Origin of the sequence: Curtobacterium sp. MCBA15_001, assembly GCF_001864835.1 — a bacterium.
Taxonomy (GTDB): domain Bacteria; phylum Actinomycetota; class Actinomycetes; order Actinomycetales; family Microbacteriaceae; genus Curtobacterium.
Genome location: NZ_MJGI01000025.1, coordinates 179,580 through 197,636 on the forward strand (window position 1 = coordinate 179,580; position 18,057 = coordinate 197,636).

Annotated in this window: 14 protein-coding genes and 1 tRNA gene; 5 read left to right on the forward strand and 10 right to left on the reverse strand. The window is 73.4% G+C overall.

From position 1 onward, the window contains the following. Positions 1–63: 63 nt before the first annotated feature. Both BIU90_RS12845 and BIU90_RS12850 read left to right on the forward strand, forming a co-directional pair. On the forward strand, positions 64–981 hold the full coding sequence (locus tag BIU90_RS12845) for a siderophore-interacting protein (RefSeq protein ID WP_071300606.1): 918 nt from the start codon (positions 64–66) through the stop codon (positions 979–981). After that, on the forward strand, positions 978–1,793 hold the full coding sequence (locus BIU90_RS12850; protein ID WP_071301014.1) for an ABC transporter ATP-binding protein: 816 nt from the start codon (positions 978–980) through the stop codon (positions 1,791–1,793). Before BIU90_RS12845 ends, BIU90_RS12850 begins: the two co-directional genes overlap by 4 nt. Before the next feature lie 260 nt (positions 1,794–2,053). Here the strand turns inward: BIU90_RS12850 and BIU90_RS12855 are convergent, their stop codons facing one another. The 5 genes from BIU90_RS12855 to BIU90_RS19185 all read right to left on the reverse strand — a co-directional run bounded on the left by BIU90_RS12855 (position 2,054) and on the right by BIU90_RS19185 (position 7,475). Further along, positions 2,054–2,410 carry a Fe-S oxidoreductase gene (locus BIU90_RS12855; RefSeq protein ID WP_071300607.1) on the reverse strand — a complete coding sequence of 119 codons (357 nt, stop codon included), beginning with the start codon at positions 2,408–2,410 and terminating at the stop codon, positions 2,054–2,056. 3 nt (positions 2,411–2,413) lie between these two features. Continuing rightward, a complete protein-coding gene (locus tag BIU90_RS12860; protein ID WP_071300608.1) occupies positions 2,414–3,832 on the reverse strand; it encodes an NAD(P)/FAD-dependent oxidoreductase in 1,419 nt (472 codons plus the stop codon). A 54-nt stretch (positions 3,833–3,886) separates the two neighbouring features. Next, entirely contained in the window at positions 3,887–4,708 is an 822-nt protein-coding gene (locus tag BIU90_RS12865; RefSeq protein ID WP_071300609.1) for an arginase family protein, read from the reverse strand. A 45-nt stretch (positions 4,709–4,753) separates the two neighbouring features. Then, entirely contained in the window at positions 4,754–5,479 is a 726-nt protein-coding gene (locus BIU90_RS12870) for a PspA/IM30 family protein (RefSeq protein ID WP_071300610.1), read from the reverse strand. A gap of 67 nt (positions 5,480–5,546) precedes the next feature. Next, entirely contained in the window at positions 5,547–7,475 is a 1,929-nt protein-coding gene (locus BIU90_RS19185) for a TPM domain-containing protein (RefSeq protein ID WP_175470215.1), read from the reverse strand. A gap of 375 nt (positions 7,476–7,850) precedes the next feature. On the opposite strand from BIU90_RS19185, the gene BIU90_RS12880 reads away from it, so the two are divergent. After that, on the forward strand, positions 7,851–8,042 hold the full coding sequence (locus BIU90_RS12880) for a hypothetical protein (RefSeq protein WP_056125872.1): 192 nt from the start codon (positions 7,851–7,853) through the stop codon (positions 8,040–8,042). Between the two features lie 128 nt (positions 8,043–8,170). Continuing rightward, on the forward strand, positions 8,171–8,767 hold the full coding sequence (locus tag BIU90_RS12885) for a 4'-phosphopantetheinyl transferase superfamily protein (protein ID WP_071300613.1): 597 nt from the start codon (positions 8,171–8,173) through the stop codon (positions 8,765–8,767). Here the strand turns inward: BIU90_RS12885 and BIU90_RS12890 are convergent. From BIU90_RS12890 to BIU90_RS12910, 5 genes are all read right to left on the reverse strand, one after another. After that, positions 8,764–10,134, reverse strand: coding sequence for a M1 family metallopeptidase (locus tag BIU90_RS12890; RefSeq protein ID WP_254787048.1), 1,371 nt, complete (start codon positions 10,132–10,134; stop codon positions 8,764–8,766). The two genes, BIU90_RS12885 and BIU90_RS12890, sit on opposite strands and share 4 nt — an antisense overlap. 8 nt (positions 10,135–10,142) lie before the next feature. Further along, the gene (locus tag BIU90_RS12895) at positions 10,143–14,075 is read right to left on the reverse strand and encodes a Pls/PosA family non-ribosomal peptide synthetase (protein ID WP_071300614.1); all 3,933 of its coding nucleotides are present in this window, start codon (positions 14,073–14,075) and stop codon (positions 10,143–10,145) included. A 44-nt stretch (positions 14,076–14,119) separates the two neighbouring features. Continuing rightward, positions 14,120–15,163 carry a Gfo/Idh/MocA family protein gene (locus BIU90_RS12900; protein ID WP_071300615.1) on the reverse strand — a complete coding sequence of 348 codons (1,044 nt, stop codon included), beginning with the start codon at positions 15,161–15,163 and terminating at the stop codon, positions 14,120–14,122. Positions 15,164–15,323: 160 nt separating this feature from the next. Beyond that, positions 15,324–15,395: transfer RNA gene (locus BIU90_RS12905), tRNA-Arg, on the reverse strand. 118 nt (positions 15,396–15,513) lie between these two features. Continuing rightward, complete coding sequence (locus tag BIU90_RS12910; protein WP_139195270.1) at positions 15,514–16,098, reverse strand: hypothetical protein; 585 nt, start codon at positions 16,096–16,098, stop codon at positions 15,514–15,516. 41 nt (positions 16,099–16,139) lie between these two features. Here BIU90_RS12910 and argS point away from each other — a divergent pair, with 41 nt between their 5' ends. Further along, a complete protein-coding gene (argS, locus tag BIU90_RS12915) occupies positions 16,140–17,804 on the forward strand; it encodes an arginine--tRNA ligase (protein ID WP_071300617.1) in 1,665 nt (554 codons plus the stop codon). Positions 17,805–18,057: the final 253 nt, after the last annotated feature.

An 18,057-nucleotide genomic window follows, 5' to 3' on the forward strand; every position in this document is an offset into this window, starting at 1 on the left:
GCGCCAGTCTGGCACCCCGCGGATTCCTGGCAGGCCTTAGGTAAGGCATGCCATACTCGAGGGGTGGCTGCCCGGTACCGCGTCTTCTCCGTCCGCGTGACGGCCGTGACCCGCCTCACCCCCGCGTTCGTGCGGGTGACGCTGTCCGGTCCGGACCTGGCGTCCTTCGCCGCGGTCGGCCTCGACCAGCGGATCAAGGTCGTGCTGCCGATCCCCGGACACGGCTTCACCGACCTGCCCGACGGCGCCGACTGGTACGGCGCCTGGCGTGCCCTGCCGGACGCGGTCCGCAACCCGCTGCGCACCTACACGGTCCGCTCGTTCCGGCCCGACGCGCAGGAACTCGACATCGACTTCGTCGCCCACGGTGAGACCGGTCCGGCGTCGCGCTGGGTGTCCTCGTGCATCGTCGGCGACGAGCTGCGGATCGTCGGACCCGCCGTGCCGTCCTCGCCGGCGGAGCTGCCCTCGGGTGCGGCGGAGTTCGCTCCCGGTGCCGCTGGCCGGATCCTGCTCGCCGGGGACGAGACCGCCGCGCCGGCGATCTGCGCCATCCTCGAGGCCCTCGACGTCACCACCGTCGGACATGTCTTCATCGAGGTCCCGACCGACGCCGACCGTCTGCCCGTGTCCGCGCCCGCCGGGGTCGAGGTCCGCTGGATCGCCCGGAACGGGGCCTCCCACGGGGCCCGCATGACCGAGCGCGTGCATGCGTGGGCGTCCAGCGCGGTGGCCGCGACGTCGGGTGTCGCTGGGTCGGCGGTGTCTCGATCGGGCGTCGACGAGCTCGTCGACGTGGACGTCGACCACCAGACGCTCTGGGACGTGCCGCCGGCCTCCGACGCGCAGCTCTACGCGTGGATCGCCGGCGAGGCCGCCTGCGTCAAGGAACTCCGCCGACACCTGGTCCGCAGCGTGGGACTCGACCGCAAGCAGGTGGCCTTCATGGGCTACTGGCGGCACGGCAGGGCCGAGAACTGAACGCCACGGCGACTGCTCCGGTCGCTGCCCCGACCACGGCGCTCGGCGCTCGGGGGCTCCGGCTGTCCTACGACGACCGTGTCGTGGTGGACGGCCTCGACGTCGACGTGCCGGACGGCGAGCTGACCGTCATCGTCGGGCCGAACGCGTGCGGCAAGTCGACGCTGCTCAAGGCCCTCGCCCGGACCCTGACCCCGAGCGCCGGCACCGTGTACCTCGACGGGGCGCCGCTGTCGACCTACCGGCCCAAGGCAGTGGCCCGGCGCGTCGCCATGCTGCCGCAGACCCCGATCGCGCCTGACGGCATCACGGTCCGCGACCTGGTGTCCCGCGGGCGGTTCCCGCACCAGGACCTGTTCCACCCCACCAGCGGTCGCGACCGGACCGCGGTGCAGCAGGCGCTGACCCAGACGGACACGCTCGCGCTGGCCGACCGTGGCGTCGACGAGCTCTCCGGCGGGCAGCGGCAGCGCGTGTGGATCGCGATGGTGCTCGCGCAGGAGACCGACATCGTGCTGCTCGACGAGCCCACGACCTTCCTCGACATCGCGCACCAGTACGACGTGCTCGAGCTGGCGGCGTCGCTGCACGCGGCGGGGCGGACCGTCGTCGCCGTGCTGCACGACCTGAACCAGGCGGCGCGCTACGCGACCCACGTCATCGCGATGCGGGCGGGCGAGGTCGTGGCGCAGGGGGCGCCGGCCGCGGTCCTGACGGCCGACCTGGTCGAGGACGTCTTCGGCCTGCCGTGCGTCGTCGTCCCCGACCCCGAGACCGGCACGCCCCTGGTCGTCCCGCGCCGCGCGCGCTGACGTCGCTGCGGTCCCGGCCGGTCCGCCGCGTCCCCACTCCGGTCCGCCGCGTCCCCACTCCGGTCCGCCGCGTCCTCACTCCGGTCCGCCGCGTCCTCAGGTTCCGTGATTCCGGAACCTCGGGCGTGTGGACCGATCTGCAGTGCACCCTCGGCGCACTGCACCCGGCGAGTCGCGGAACCTCGGTGGGACGTGCGGACGGGAGGCGCGGTGCGGGGCCGCCACGGGCCTCCCGTCCGGTGGTCGGCGGGGCCGAGCGATCAGCGGTAGCCGCCGTCCTCCAGCCCGGCCTCGACCTCGAAGCGGTTGCGCAGCGGGTCGCGCCCGGCGACGGCGTACAGCAGCGGCATGAGCATCCCGTAGCGCCGCCACTGCGTGACGTGCACCCGCTCGTGGCGCAGCACCCGGTCGCCGTCGTTGTCGCGCGTGAGGTACACCGACCCCACGCACGTGCCACCGCGTCGGAACACCCAGCGTGGCAGTCCCGAGCAGACGATCAGGCCGTCGACCACCCGGACGGGCCCCGTCGACAGGGGCACGCCCACGGCGAGCCCGACCCCGGTGGCGAAGAGCCAGCCGAGCCGGGACACGGGGGAGTCGAGGAGCGGGTTCCGCACGCGCTACTCCGGGCGGCCGTAGGTCTCGAGCAGGCGCAGCCAGATCTCGTTCATCGTGGGGTAGGCGGGGACGGCGTGCCAGAGCCGGTCGATCGGGACCTCGGCGACGACGGCGATCGTGGCGGCCTGCAGCATCTCGGCGACGTCCTGGCCGACGAAGGTCATGCCGACGACGACCTTCCGCGTCTCGTCCACGACCATGTTCGCGCGACCGACGTAGCCGTCGGCCTGCAGTGCGGCGCCGGCGATGTTCCCGAGTTCGTACTCGACGACGCGGACGTCCATGCCCTGCTGCCGGGCCTTCGCCTCGGTCAGGCCGACGCTCGCGACCTCGGGGTCGGTGAAGGTCACCTGGGGTGCTGCGGCGTGGTCGGCGGTCGCGACGTGCGCGCCCCACGGCTCGGTGTGCAGCGGCGTGCCCTGGAAGCGAGCAGCGATCGCCTCGCCCGCGGCACGGGCCTGGTACTTGCCCTGGTGGGTCAGCAGCACGCGGTGGTTCGCATCGCCGACGGCGTACAGCCAGTCGGTCCCGGTGACGAGCATCGTGTCGTCCACGTCGAGCCAGTCGCCCGGCGTCAGCCCGACCGTCTCGAGGCCCAGGTCCTTCGTGTGGGCGGACCGGCCGGTCGCGGCGAGGACCTCGCTCGTGATGACGGTCGAGCCGTCGTCGAGAGTGGTGGTGACCAGGCCGTGCTCGTCGCGGTCGACGCGGGTCGGGTTGACGCCGAGCCGGACGTCGATGCCGGCCTCGCGCATCCCGTCGGCGACGAGTTCACCCGCGAAGGGCTCCATCCCACCGAGCAGGCCGTGTCGGGCGACGATCGTGACCTTCGCCCCGAGCGAGGCCCACGCGGTCGCGAGCTCCGTCCCCGCGACGCCGCCGCCGATCACGAGCAGGCTCTCGGGGACGGTCTTCGCGCTGGTGCCCTCGCGGGTGCCCCACGGAGCGGCGTCGGCCAGTCCGGGCACGTCGGGCAGTGTGTGCAGGGACCCCGTCACGACGGCGATCGCGGCACGCGCGGTGTGCGTCTGGACCTGTCCGTCGGGCCCGGTGACCTCGAGGGTCTTCGGTGCGGTGATGCGGGCGTGACCGCGGAGCAGGGCGATGTCGGCGGAGTCGAGCCAGGCGACCTGACCGGAGTCGTCCCAGTCGCTCGTGAAGGACGTCCGCCGGGCGAGCACCGCGGCGGCGTCGAGGTGTCCGGTCACCGCCTGCTTCGCACCGTCCAGTCGTCGGGCGGCGGCGAGGGCGTGGCCGCTCCGCAGCAGCGCCTTGGAGGGCATGCACGCCCAGTAGGAGCACTCACCGCCCACGAGTTCGGCTTCCACCACCGCGACCGACAGGCCGCGCTTGTGGGCGTAGTCCGCCACGTTCTCGCCGACTGCGCCGGCGCCGATCACGATGAGGTCGTAGTCCGTCATGTCGCCGAGCGTACGCGGACGGGCATGGACGGCGCCGGGTGCCGGGCGCCCGTCTCAGCCCACCCGGGAGGCCGTGGTCAGCGCTCCGACGGCGCGCAGGATCACACCCATGTCGTCCACCGCCCGTTCCGGGTCGACGGGGGCGAACCCGGTGATCGCCGCGCCGACCAGTCGCCGCCCCCGGGTCGCCGCCTGGATCCGCTCGACCAGGGCCGCGCCGTCGAGCCCGAACGGCACGGGTTCGAGCAGACCATCCAGCTCGGACGGGTCGAGGACGTCGAGGTCGACGTGCACGTAGACGGAGTCGGCTCCGGTGGCGTCGACGGCGGCGGCCAGGGCGTCGGGGGTGGCCGCGTCGACGTCGAGCTGGGTGATCCCGGCGCGTCGGACGGCGTTGGTCTCTGCATCCTCGACCCCGCGGGTCCCGGCGAGCACCACGGACGCGGCGGGCAGGACGGGCAGGCCGGGGAACAGGTCGTCGGCCCGGTCGACCAGGATGCGCAGCGCGGCAGTCTCGGCCGCGATCGGCTGCGCCCGGTTCAACGAGCGGTAGCCGCTCGACCCGGCGATCCGGACGAAGGCGGTGTCCGGCCCGAGCGCGACGCTGCCGCCCAGGGCGCTGGCACCGTCCCCGCCGATGACCAGGACCGGTTCGGAGGCGATGGAGATCTCTTCGGCGACCCGCTCGGCGACGTGGAGCACCGAGGTGTACCTGGCGACCGCCGTGTCCAGGCGGTCGCCGGCGCCGGCGGGGACGTCGACGACGGTGGTGGCGGTCCGGGGCAGGTCGGCTGCGATGGCGGCAGCGCCGTCGCCGAGGCGCATCGCGCGCGACGACGCCGAACCCTGCCACTGACCGACGACGAGGAACTGCATGTCCTCATCCTGGCAGGCCGGGCTCGGCGTCGTCCGTGCTGCGGGTCAGAGCGAGGACGAACCGCCGGACTTCAGCGCGGCGAGTCGTGCTTCGACCTCGGCGTCCTTGCCCACGTCCTCGAGGGACTCGAACTGGGCGTCGAGGCTCGACGACTGCAGCTCCTGCTGCCCGATGACCTTCGCTTCTTCGCGGCGGACCTTCTCCTCGAAGCGGTTGAGGTCGCTCGTCGGGTCGGTGATGTCGATGTTGCCGATCGCGTCGTTGACCTTCGACTGGGCCTCGGCCGTCTTCGCCCGGGCGACCAGGCTGTCGCGCTTGGACTTCAGCTGCCCGAGCTTCTCCTCCATGCCGGCGAGGCCCTGCTTGAGCTTCTCGACCTGCTCGTTCTGGGTGGCGAGCGGCGCAGCGTTGTCCTTGACCTCTTGCTCGGCGGCGATCTGCTTGCCGAGCGCGATCTTGGCGAGGTTGTCGAACTTGTCGGCGTCGGAGGCCTTGCCCTCGGCGCGGTACTTGTCGGCGGCGGTCGAGGCGTTGGCGGCCTTCTGGCCCCACTCCTGCGCGGCGCGGACGTCTTCCTCGTTGTCCTGCTCGAGCAGCCGGAGGTTGCCGATCGTCTGGGCGATCGCGCTCTTGGCGTCGGCGATGTTGTTCGTGTAGTCCCGCACGAGCTGGTCGAGCATCAGCTGCGGGTCCTCGGCGTTGTCGATGAGCTGGTTGATGTTCGCCCGGACGAGCGAGGAGATGCGACCGAAGATCGTCTGCTTTGCCATGGTGTTCCCTTTCTGGGTGGTCCTGGTGGATACGTGCCGATGGTGCGGATGGTCTGCGCGGGTCGGGTCAGAAGCGACCCCCGCCGGAGAAGCCGCCCCCGCCGCCACCGCCGCCGCCGCCGCCACCGCCGCCGCCACCGCCCCCGAAGCCGCCGCCCCCGCCGAAGCCGCCGCCGCCGAACGAGCCGCCCCCGAAGCTGCCGCCGCGGCCGCCGAGCAGACCGCCGAGCACGATGCCGGTCACGAGCCCGCCGAGCTGGGCGCCGCTGCCGGAACCCCCGCCGCCGGGCCACCCGCCCATGTCGTTGCCGGCTTCGTCCATCGCGGCAGCGGCGTACTGCTCGGCTGCGCGGGCTGCCTGCAGTGCCCGCTGGGGGTCGGTGGTCGCGAACTCGACGGCGTCGTCCAGGGCTCGTTCGGCCTCGGACAGCCGGGTGCGTGCGGTCGGACCGACTCCGCCCCGACGCATCGAGATGAACTCCCGGGCCTGACTGATCCGGGCGCGGGCGTCGCGGAGTGCCGAGTCGAGGGCCCGCTGCGCCCGCTCCTGCTGTTCCTGTGCGCCGCGGGCCGAGGCCAGGGCGGCGTCGATCTCGGTGTTCGCCTTGGTCAGGGCGTCGACCGCGGCGATCGGGTCCCGCGGGTCGAGTCGTTCGCGCAGGACGGTCTCGGCGGTGACCACCGCGGACGCCAGGTCGGGTCCCTGCGTCGGCATGGCCCGGGCGGCGGCGACGTCGCCCTCGATGTCCAGGCGCATCGCGTCGACCCGGGCGGAGGCTTCACGGAAGGTCGCGTCGGCAGCGATCGCCGACCCCGTGAGCTGCTGGACCTGGGCGAGGGCGTGCTGCGCATCCCGCACCGCGACGACGGCTTCGCCCTTGTCGCCGGCCGCGACGGCGGCGTCGGCTGCCTGGGAGCGTTCGGTCGCGTACGCCAGGACCTGTCGTGCCTGGTCGACGTTGTCCGACACGGTCGCGAGGGTCCGCCCGCTGTACGCGCTGCGCACCTGCTCGAGTGCTGCCGCCGCCTGGTCGACCGATGCCGGCGCGGTCCGCACGGTGTCGCGCAGTGCGGTGGCCGCGTCCTCGACCCCGTCCTCGAGTGACCGGAGCTGGTCGAACGACTCGGTCTGCTGCTCGATCGCCGCGTGGGCACGTTCGCAGATCGCGATGATCTGGTTCGCCCAGTCGGCGCGCTGCTGGGGGGAGTCGGGCACCTCGTCGTCGAGCTGCTGCTGGAACGTGAAGGCCTTGCGGACGTCCTGCTTGGCCGATGCGACGGTGTCCGCGAACGGCTTCGCGGCGTCGTCGCCGAACTGCGCGGAAGCGAACCCGACCTCTTGCTCGGCGGTGCGGAGCTCGTCGTCGATCGTCACCAGTGCCGCTCCGGCCTGGCGCTCGAGACCGGCGAGCGACTCCTGCTGGGCCCGGGTCGCCTCGGCCGTGCGCCGCTTGTTGCGGGTGCGGATGACGAGCACGACCACGACGACCGCGACGACCAGGACGAGCAGCAGGATCCACAACCACGTCAGGTCCGGCGGGTCCTGCGAGGCCGACAGCCCGCTGGCGAACGCCGTGGCCGCTCCGGCCCAGTTGCCGTCGCGGAGCTTCGGCAGCAGGTCGGACTCGACGGCGCGCTGCACGTCAGAGCTGGTGATCGCGTTCGCGTTCGTCTGCTGGACGTCGTACGTGCGCGCCTGCGTGGCGATGGAGAGCAGGATGCCGTTCGACTGGATCTGGTTCTGCTGCAGGGTCGCCGCGCCCCACGCGGTGTGGTCCGTCGGGTCCGTGAACGTGTCCACGTAGACGACGTACACCTGCGTGCCGGTCTCGTCGGCGAGGTCCTGCACCGCGCGTTCGACCGACGACTGCTGCGACGCGGTGATCGCGTTCGCGTCATCGACGACGTACGCACCGCGCAGGTCGACCGGTGCGGTCGCGCTGGCGGCGGCCGCGGGCGCGAGGGCGAGCCCGACGGCGAGGAGCGTCGCGGCCACGGTGCCAGCCCAGACGCGGCGACGCGTCCGCGGCACTGCCGTTCGCAGTACCGCTGTACCCCGCTCGGCCGTCCCCCCGCCCGTGCGGCCCGAGGTGTCCGAGCGCCAGGTGTGCGATCCACGCTGGACCGTTCGCATCCGTTCTCCGTCCGTCCGGCAACGCGCCGACATGCCCCTGGTGGCCCGGGAACACTGCGTCTGGAGCGCCGTCGCCCGCGAGTCTATCCAGGGTGCGCACGCGCATGCCGGATTCCCTCAGGACCTGTGGAGAGAGTGGTCCGGGGGACGCATCTTGTCCCCCAGCACAGGACGAAGCGCGGTAGCATCCCGAGTGACCGTTTCGACGACGAAAGGGGTCGACAGATGGAACGAACGATGAACACGGAGGTCGTCCCGCTCGAGGACGGCTTCCACCGGGTGTCCACACCCGCCAGCGGGGTGATCGGCTTCGTGCGCGAACACGACGGCCGGTACGAGGTCCTCCGGGGCCGCGTCCGTCAGGCGACCCGGTCCGAGGGGCTCTACTCCACGATGAACGTGGCACTGATCGCCCTCACCCACGCCTAGGCGAGCGCACCGACACCGAACAACCCGCTCGAGACGCCGCCGGACCCCGGCGGCGTCTCGCTGTCCGGACCGAACCGAGTCCCGAGCGCCAAGCGCCACGCCCCGAGCCGCGCCCGTAGCCTGACCGCATGGCTCCGTCCGACGTCACCGTCCGCATCGCGTCGCGCGGTCCCGACGACGCAGCCGACCGGGAGGCCCTGCTCACCTTCGCCGCGCACGTCACCGGAGTGGACACAGCGCACGTCGTCGTCGGCCGCCGGTGTCCGCACTGCCGCAGCACCGACCACGGTCGACCGTGGGCCAGCGTCGACGGACGCCCGGTCCGGGTCGGCCTCGCCCGTGCTCCCCGAGCGCTCGCCCTGGCCGTCGGCCCCGACCCGCTCGGCATCGACCTCGAACGGGTCAGCCGACTGACGGCCGCGCCGCTCGACGACGCCTTCACCCCGGGGGAGCACCGCCGCGCCGCAGGTGACCCGCGCGCACTGACGGCGTGCTGGGCCGCGAAGGAGGCCGTCCTCAAGCACGACGGCCGCGGGCTGCGCGTCGATCCGGCACGGGTGGACGTCGACCTCGGCACGGGGACCGCACGTCTCGATGGGGACCTGCACCCGGTCGTGGTCCGCTGGCTCGACGACGACCTGGTGCTCGCCGTCCGCACCCGCGAGACCGTGCAGGTCGACGACCGCCGAGCAGCCGGGGAACGTGGAGCGCAGCCGAGACGCTAGGGCAGGTCGGACCGCTCGGGCCGCTCGGGCAGGTCGGACCGCTCGGGCAGCGCGGGCACACCGGGCTCGTCGATCCAGGGCGCGAGCACGGCAGCGACCCGGCCGACGTCGCACCCGGCTGCCTCGGCGAACGCGGCCGCGACGTCGTCCGGCGTGACCGTGCCGTGCCGGTGCCGTTCGGTGATCGTCCAGAGCCCCGAGAAGAACGCCTCGTCGCCGACCGTCGTCCGCAGGGCGTGCAGTGCGAGGGCGCCGCGCTTGTAGACCCGGTCGTCGAACATGTCGGCGGCGCCGGGCGAGGCGACGACCAGGTCCTGCGGCTGCCCGAGCAGCCCGACACGGTGCGCCGCCGCCAGGACGTCCGCGGTGTCGCCGCCGCGGTGCTCCGACCACAGCCACTCGGCGTAGCAGGCGAAGCCCTCGTGCAGCCAGATGTCCTGCCACCGGCCGAGGGTGACGGAGTTGCCGAACCACTGGTGCGCGAGCTCGTGCGCGATGAGCCGGTCGGTGCCGTGCTCACCGTCGACGTGGTTCCGGCCGAACACCGCCAACCCGTGGGCCTCGAGCGGGATCTCGAGCTCGTCGTCGGTCACGACCACGCCGTACTCCGGGAACGGGTACGGCCCGAAGCGGTCGGCGAACAGCGTGAGCATCTCGGGGACCCGGGCGAAGTCGGTCCCGGCGGCTGTCCTCAGGTCGGCCGGGTGGTGCAGCGTCACCGGGACGGGCGCTCCCCGGAGCGATGCCGTGCGGTACCGCCCGATCTGCACCGTGGCCAGGTAGGTCGCCAGGGGTTCGGTGGCGGCGAAGGTCCAGCGCGTGCCACGCCCGGCGCGTTCCCGGCCGAGCAGCTGCCCGTTCGCGACGACGTCGTACCCCGTCTCGCAGGTGATCTCGAACCGGTAGGTGGCCTTGTCGTCGGGTCGGTCGTTGCAGGGGAACCAGGTCGGGGCGCCGGTGGGCTGTGCGGCGACGATGACCCCGTCGGTCAGTTCCTCCCACCCGATCTGCCCCCAGGGGCTGCGGACCGGGTGCGGCGCTCCGCGGTACCGCACGTGCACCGTGAACACGTCGCCCGCCGCGATCGGGGTCGCGGGGGTGACGGTGAGCTTGTGGATGCCGGAGGAGACCTTCTTCGCCCGGACGCCGTCGACGTCGACCCGGTCCACCGACATCCCGTGCAGGTCGAGCACGACCTTGTCGAGCGGGTCGAGCGCCGTCGCGGTGATCGTCGCGGTGCCGTCGAAGCGGTTCGTGGCGACGCGGTAGTCGAACCGGAGCTCGTAGTGGTCAGCACGCCAGCGGTGGTCCCCGCTGTGCGGCGTGTACGGGTCGGGCATCGGCACGGCAGCGGAGGAGGACTTCACGGTGCCGGTCAGTCTGCCACGGCCGCGGAGTCCGGGACCGGGGCGGGGTCGAGGGCTGTCCACGGCGCGCTGTCCCACGGCGAGATCGGGTTGCCCGCCCACGAGGTTCCCGCCGGGACCTGCTCCCCACGCATGACCAGGGACGCGGGTGCCACGGTCGCACCCCGGCCGATGCCCGCTGCCGGCAGGATCACGCTGTGCGGACCGAGCGTGCCGCCGGCGTCGACGGTGACGCTGTCGAGCTGCATCACGCGGTCGTGGAACAGGTGGGTCTGCACGACGGTGCCCCGGGCGATCGTCGCGCCGTCCCCGATCGTGACCAGGTCCGCCTCGGGCAGCCAGTACGTCTCGCACCAGACGCCCCGACCGATCCGGGCACCCAGGCTGCGCAGCCACGCGGCGAGCGCCGGCGTGCCGGTGGCCTGCTCGGCGAACCACGGCCGGGCCACGGTCTCGACGAACGTGTCCTGCACCTCGTTCCGCCAGACGAAGGACGACCAGAGCGGGTGCTCCCGAGCGGTGATCCGGCCCACGAAGGCCCACTTCGCGACGGTCGACACGACGGCGGCGACAGCACCCGCGACGATGAGCACCGGGGCGGTGAGCAGCACGGTCCACCCGAGGCCGACGGCGGACCACAGCGCGAGCAGTGTCCCGCCGACCAGCAGGGCGATCGCGCCGGAGACCATCGGGGCGACCAGCCGCAGGAGCTCCCAGCTGCCGCGGGCCACGCGGAGCCGCCGGGGTGGGCGGAAGGTGCGTTCCTCGTCGAAGGTCGTGGCGGCACGGCGGAGACGGACGGGCGGGGAGCCGAGCCAGGACGACCCGCGCTTGGCCTTCTTCGGCACGGCGGACAGCACCGCGACCAGGGCCTCGCGGGGGACCGAGCGTCCGGCGCCGGTCATGCCGCTGTTGCCGAGGAACGCCCGACGACCGACCTTCGACCGGCCGATCGTCATCCGGCCGCCGCCGAGTTCGTAGGTGGCGACCATCGTGTCGTCGGCCAGGAACGCCCCCGATGCGATCTGGGTCAGCGACGGCAACAGCAGCACCGTGGAGATCTCGGTGTTCCGCCCGACCCGCGCCCCGAGCAGGCGGAGCCACAGCGGGGTGACGAGGCTGGCGTAGAGCGGGAACAGCAGCGTGCGGGCGGCGTCGAGCACCCGTTCGGTGCACCAGGCCTGCCAGCCGATCCGCGAGCGCACCGGGTGTCGTCCCTCGTGCAGACCGGTGCCGAGCAGTCGGACGACGCCGACCACCAGGCCCGCGTACACGAGTCCGGCGACGACCGTGGCGATCGGCACGAGCGCCAGGGCGTGCGCGACCGCGGCGCCGAGCGAGTCCGCGCGTCCGACGAGCGCGGTGGTGACCAGCAGCCCCGCGGCGACGCCGACCACCGGCAGGCCGGCCACGGCGACGGAACCGGCCCCGTACGCGACGAGCCAGCGACGTCGGGACGGGGGCCGTTCCTCCCGTCCGTGTCGGGCCGAACCGACCCGTTCCGCGGGCGAGCCCGCCCAGCGTTCCCCGCCCGGGACCGGGCCGGTGACCGCGGAACCGGCCTCCACCTCGGCACCCGCGCCGACGGACGCGCCGGGCAGGAGCGTCGTCCGGCTGCGGACCACCGCGTCGGCGCCGATCCGGACGCTGCCCAGTCGGAACAGGTCACCGTCGACCCAGTGTCCGGCGAGGTCGACCTCGGGTTCGATCGACGCCCGCTTGCCGATCGTCAGCATCCCGGTGACCGGCGGCAGCGTGTGCAGGTCGACGCCCTGGCCGATCCGCGCGCCGAGTGCGCGGGCGTAGTAGCTGATCCACGGGGCGCCGGCCGTCGACGGTCCGTCCACGGCCTCGGCGATGCGTTCCGCCAGCCACACCCGGACGTGCACCGACCCGCCGCGGGGGTGGTCGCCCGGTCGGACGCCGAGCAGCACGAGCCGGACCAGCACCACCGTCACGGCCATCTTGCCCACCGGGGTGACGAACACCAGCAGGGCCAGCACCAGCGCGGGCCACGGCAGCACCGGCAGGAACGGCAGCGTCGTGGCGTGCAGGACGCCCGCGACCAGGGTCGTCCACGTCAGCACCCGCAGCCCGCGCAGCACCTGCACGGGCAGCCCGAGCAGCGTCAGCGCGAGCCCGGTGGTCGGCGGGGTCGGACGGACGTCACGGTGCGCGGCCGCGACCGGCCCGGAGGCGTCGAGGGCGTCCGCGAGGGCACCGATGCGCGGGTGGTCGTACACGTCGGCGACGGTCGTCGCCGGGTAGCGCTCACGGATGGCGGAGACCAGCTGCGCCGCGGTCAGCGACCCGCCGCCGTGCGCGAAGAAGTCGTCGTCCTCGCTGGACACCGGGACGCCGAGGATCGCCCCCCACCGCTCGGCGATCCACGCCACGGTCGGTGGCAGCGCGGCCGTCGTCGCGTCCGGACCCGTCAGCGGCCAGGGGAGCGCCGCCCGGTCGACCTTGCCCGAGGTGCGCGTCGGCAGCGTGTCGACCACGGCGAGCAGGGGCACCAGCGCCGCCGGCAGGGCCTCGCGCAGTCGGGTGTTCGCCGCCGCGGTGTCGATCGTCGACCCGGCCACCGGCGCCACGTACCCGACCAGCACCTGGTTCCCCGCCGGGGTCCGCTGGACGACGGCCGCGCCGCCTGCCACGTCGTCGAGGGCCTGCAGTGCCGCGTCGACCTCGCCGAGCTCGATCCGGCGCCCGCCGAGCTTCACCTGGTCGTCCGCCCGACCCTGGAACACCAGGCCCTCGGGCTCGTACCGCACCAGGTCCCCGCTCCGGTAGGCCCGCTCCCACCCGAGCTCCGGGAACGGCGCGTACTTCTCCGCGTCCTTCGCCGGGTCCAGGTAGCGGCCGAGCCCGACGCCGCCGATCACCAGCTCACCGACCTCGCCCGGAGCCACCCGCACGCCCGCTGCGTCCACGACCGCCAGGTCCCACCCGTCGAGCGGCAGCCCGATCCGGATCGGCGCCGACCCGTCCATCAGCGCCCCGCACGCGACCACCGTCGCCTCGGTCGGCCCGTACGTGTTCCACAGCTCACGGTCGCGCGACGCGATCCGGGCCGCCAGCTCGGGCGGGCAGGCCTCACCGCCGAAGATGACCAGGCGCACCTGCTCGAGGGCGTCGTCCGGCCACAGTGCGGCGAGCGTGGGGACCGTCGACACCACGGTGATCCCGTGCACGATCAACCACGGGCCGAGGTCCACCCCGGTCCGCACGAGTGACCGCGGCGCCGGCACCAGGCACGCACCGTGGCCCCACGCCAGCCACATCTCCTCGCAGGACGCGTCGAACGCCACGCTCAACCCCGCGAGCACCCGGTCCCCCGGCCCGATCGGTGCCCGCTGCAGGAACATCCGGGCCTCGGCGTCGACGAACGCGGCCGCGGACCGGTGCGTCACCGCGACGCCCTTCGGCACGCCGGTGGACCCCGACGTGAAGATGATCCACGCGTCGTCCTCGGTCGTCGGTGCGGCGGCGCGGGCCTCGGCGTCCACCACGGGGGACTCCGGCGCGTCCGGCTCCCCGGAGGTCCGCAGCACCCCGCCGGCACCGATCACACCCACCACCCGGGCCTCGCCGAACACCAGGGTCGCGCGCTCCTCGGGGTCGTCGGCGTCGACCGGCACGTACGCCGCCCCGGCAGCCAAGACCGCCAGCACCGACACGTACAGGTCGCGTCCGCCCGAGGGGATGCGGATCCCGACCCGGTCGCCGCGTCGCACACCCCGCCGCGCCAGGTCGTGGGCCCGCTCGTCGACCAGCCGCACCAGCGACCGGTAGTCCAGCGCCCCTGCCGGGTCCTCGATCGCGAACGCCTCGGGGTGCGCCTCGGCCGTCGCGTGGAGCACGTCGAGCAGCGTGCGGGCGTCGGGAGCGGACCCGCCCCGTGCGAGCTCGGTCTGCGGGTTCCCGGTGGCGACGGTCATCGAGTCCTCTTCCCGGTCGTGTGCAGGTCGACCGGCCCGTGATCCTAGGGGGCCGAGGTGTCCTGTTCGGAAACGTCCAGTGCAGCCCGGGCCGCGTCGAGCGCCGTGGCCACCCCGATCGCGTCCTCGAGCGAGTGCACCGGCGAGTCCGTCCGACCGTCCGCGACGTACCGTGCCAGCGCCGTCGCCTGCCACACGAGTCCCTGTCGGCCACGCAGCCCGCTCCGCTCCGACCACCGGTCCGCGTCTCCGCCGCGGTGCACGGCGAACGACGCCGGGAACACGAAGTGGTCGGTGTACCGCACCGTCGCGCTCGTGCCCGCGATCGTCGCCAGCCCGGGCGTCCACGCGGTGATCGACGTGCTCACCACCGCCTGGGCGCCGCCGGCCGCCCGCGACACGGTGACGGACTGGAGGTCCACCCCACGGTCCGAGACCGCTCCCGTCGTCCGGCTGGTCACCGCTGCGCCGGTGGCGAAGCGCGCGAACCAGTGCCCGTAGACACCGGCATCGAGCAGCGCGCCGCCGCCCGCCGTCGGGTCGAACATGCGGTCGTCCGGGTCCGACGCGTCGTGCGGCCAGCCGACGTCGACGGTCGCGAGCTGCACGTCGCCCAGCATCCCGTCCGCCAGCAGCCGAGCGATCACGGTGGTCCCCGGCAGGTACCGGGTCCACATCGCCTCCATCGCCAGCACCCCGGCCTCGCGCGCCGCGGTGGCGAGCGTCCGCGTGTCGGCCGCGGACGTCGTCATCGGCTTCTCGACGAGCACGTGCTTGCCCGCTGCGATCGCGAGCAGAGCATGGGCGAGGTGCTGCGGGTGCGGGGACGCGACGTAGACCACGTCGACGTCGGGGTCGGCGACGAGGGCCTCGTACGAGGCGTGGGCGGTCGGGACCCCGTGGCGGGCGGCGAAGGCGGCGGCACGCTCGGGCGACCGGGAGCCGACCGCGACGACGCGCTGGTCCGAGTTCGCGTGCAGGGTGCTCGTGAAGTCGTTCGCGATCACCCCGGGCCCGATGACCCCCCACCGCAGCACGGGTCCACCCCGCAGCGGCTCCACAGCGGGCACAGGGAACACCAATGACATGCCCAGAACGCTACGCGCACCTGGTCCACCGGAGGCAACGCCGGGGGATCAGTCGCGGCCTGCCGGAGGCAACCACGGGGGATCAGTCGCGGCCTGCCGCGACATCGATCGCCGCCGATCGAGCGCAGCGAGAACGACGGCCTGATCGGAGATGTCTCTGTGCCCCCAGGAGGATTCGAACCTCCGCCCCTGCCTCCGGAGGGCAGTGCTCTATCCCCTGAGCTATGGGGGCCCTGGGTGTCCACAACCGTAGCAGGTCCCGCCGCCCGTTCCGGACCACGCAGCCGGTGCCGTGACGGGCGCTCGCCGTGGTGGCGGGGCCGAGCCGGGCCTCCTGTCCGGCGGTGTGCTCAGCCGGCCGGCGTGGCGGACGCGCTCGGCCCGAGTGCCGCGCGGGCCGCGTCGACGACGGGCTGCGCGGTGCCGGGTTCGGTGAACAGCGTCGACGACGTGGTGATCCAGTACGGGTCGGCGAACGCGTCCGCGCGGCCGGTGTTGTCGTGCAGGGCGAAGTAGCCCTCGACCGTGTAGGTCGGCACCGAGCCGCCCTGCTCGAACAGGGCGTCCTTGAGGTCGGTGAGCGACTTCTCAGGCAGGTGGGCCACGGCGAGGGTGATCGTCTCCGAGGGCTTGCCGGCCGCGGCGAACACGCACACCCGGCCGCGCTGCTGGGCGATGCGGGCCGCAGCGGAGCCCCTGCTGGGTTCGGCGGACGTGTCGAGCGTGAACTGCTCGCCGTAGACCGAGAAGGTCGACTGCGGGACGAGTTCGGCGCAGGTCTGTGCCACGCGCTGCCCGACCACACCGGCCGTGGCGCTCGGGGTCGAGGACGGACCCGCTCCTCCGCCTCCGCCGGAGCAGCCGGCGAGCAGGAGGGCGACGGGGACGGCGAACGCTGCGACGCTGATCGCCCGGGCAGGTCGGCGGGTGGTCATGCGGCCCATGATGGTGCATGTCCCCGGTAGACTCGTCCGCCGTGACTCCTGCCGAACTCTCCGCCGCGTACCTGTCGATCCTGACCGGGATCGTCGACCGACGTGGGGCCTCGGACTCCGTGGTGGTCGGGGACTCGCACGTCGCCCTCGAGCGGCCGAAGAACCGGGCGCACGGCGACTGGGCCTCGAACGCCGCGATGCAGCTGGCCAAGCGGCTCGGCACGAACCCGCGCGAGCTCGCGACCGAGATCGCGGGGGAGCTGACCGAGCTGGACGGGGTCGCCTCGGTCGACGTCGCCGGTCCGGGCTTCATCAACATCACGCTCGAGGCCGCGGCTGCCGGCGAGATCGCACGCACCATCGTGGACGGTGGCGTGTCGTTCGGGCACGGCGACCTGTACCAGGGCGTCCGCATCGACCTCGAGTTCGTCTCCGCCAACCCGACCGGGCCGATCCACATGGGCGGCGTCCGCTGGGCCGCGGTCGGCGACAGCCTCGCCCGGGTGTTCCAGGCGCAGGGCGGCCTCGTCACCCGCGAGTACTACTTCAACGACCACGGCGCGCAGATCGACCGCTTCGCCCGGTCGCTCGTCGCGTCGGCGCTGGGGGAGCCCACGCCCGAGGACGGTTACGGCGGCGCGTACATCGCCGAGATCGCGGCCCGGGTGCTGTCGACGTACGACGGTGACGTCCGCGACCTGCCGCGGGACGAGGCGCAGGAGCTGTTCCGGCGCGAGGGCGTCGACTTCATGTTCACGGACATCAAGCAGTCCCTGCACGAGTTCGGCGTCGACTTCGACGTGTACTTCCACGAGAACACGCTGCACGAGTCGAAGGCCGTCGAGCGCGCGATCGACCGGCTGCGGTCGCTCGGCATGATGTACGAGGCCGAGGGCGCGCTGTGGCTCCGCACGACCGACTTCGGCGACGACCGCGACCGCGTCGTCATCAAGTCCGACGGCGAGCCCGCGTACATCGCCGGCGACCTGGCGTACTACCTCGACAAGCGCGAGCGCGGGTTCGAGCGGAACCTCATCATGCTCGGCGCGGACCACCACGGCTACGTCGGCCGGATGATGGCGATGTGCGCGGCGTTCGGTGACGAGCCGGGCAAGAACCTCGAGATCCTCATCGGGCAGATGGTGAACCTGCTCAAGGACGGGGCGCCGATGCGGATGTCCAAGCGCAACGGCACCATCGTCACGATGGAGGACCTGGTCGATGCCGTGGGTGTCGACGCCGGTCGGTACGCGCTCGTCCGCTTCGCCAGCGACACCGCGATCGACATCGACCTCGACCTGCTGACCAAGCGGACGAACGACAACCCGGTCTTCTACGTGCAGTACGCCCACGCCCGCACGCAGTCCGTCGCCCGGAACGCCGCGGCCTCGGGTGTGGACCGTTCGGCGTTCGACGCGTCGCTGCTGACCCACGACACCGAGGGCGCGCTGCTCGGGGCCCTGGCGGAGTACCCGCGTGTGGTGCGCCAGGCCGCCGAACTCCGCGAGCCGCACCGTGTCGCGCGGTACATCGAGCAGCTGGCCGGCCTCTACCACCGCTGGTACGACGCCTGCCGGGTGACGCCGCTCGGGGACGAGGCCGTGACCGACCTGCACCGCACCCGGCTCTGGCTGAACGACGCGACCGGCCAGGTCGTGCGCAACGGCCTCGGCCTGCTCGGGGTGAGCGCGCCCGAGCGCATGTAGCGGCCGGCGGGGCCCGGTGGTGGCCCGGCCGCACCGTTCGCACAACCAGAAGCAGTCCGCACCACGCATCGGCGTGGTGCGGACTGCTTTCGGTTGTGCGAACGCGATCCGCCGCGCCGCGCCGCGCCGCGCCCGGCCCTCCAGTCGGCGCCGACAGCACATCGCACCCAGTCACGGACATCGCACCCTGGCAGGACGGGGTGCGACGTCTGCACCGGGGTGCGAACGCGATCCGCGCCGCGCGCAGCGCGCA